This is a genomic window from Komagataeibacter kakiaceti JCM 25156 (genome assembly GCF_000613305.1).
Genome location: NZ_BAIO01000903.1, coordinates 1 through 553, shown reverse-complemented (window position 1 = coordinate 553; position 553 = coordinate 1). Strand labels below are relative to the sequence as shown.

General features: G+C 67.5%; 1 protein-coding gene and 1 pseudogene. Both read left to right on the top strand.

Annotated features, from left to right (window positions below; translation table 11 throughout):
* Positions 1-340: pseudogene (locus JCM25156_RS31885) on the top strand (ribokinase); the annotation flags it as partial.
* Positions 286-553, top strand: a 268-nt coding sequence (locus JCM25156_RS31880) for a PfkB family carbohydrate kinase (protein ID WP_306301758.1), incomplete at its 3' end; no start/stop codon positions are given. The pseudogene JCM25156_RS31885 and the gene JCM25156_RS31880, both read left to right, overlap by 55 nt.

Sequence of the window (553 nt, the reverse complement as noted above, 5' to 3'; positions counted from 1 at the left end):
CGCCCGGTGGCTCCTGAGCGACGGGGACAACGGCACGGGCCGGGCCTTCATCACCATAAACCAGACGGGTGAAAACCAGATTCTGGTCGATGGCGGCGCCAACATGGCGCATGGAGACGCCGCCTGCCCCCTGCTCCGCCCCGTGCTGGCGCGGGCCGCCATGGTGATGATGCAGATGGAAATGGATCCCGCGCTGATGGTGGCGCTGGCGCGGCAGGCGCGCGAAATGAACATTCCCGTCATGCTCGATCCGGCCCCCGTACCGGCCGCTGGCCTGCCGGACGCCTGTACGCGCTGGCTGACATCATCACCCCCAATGAAAACGAAACACGCGAACTGACCGGCATCCTGCCCACGGATCAGGCCACCGCCCTGCGCGCGGCCGACATCCTGCATGCGCGCGGAACGGGCACCGCCATCATCAAGCTCGGGCCACGGGGCGTGGTCTATTCCACCCTCCACCCGCGCGATGGGGAAGACGCGCGGGGATTCATCCCCGCCTTTCATGTGCGGGCCATTGATACGGTGGCGGCGGGGGACTGCTTCAATGCCG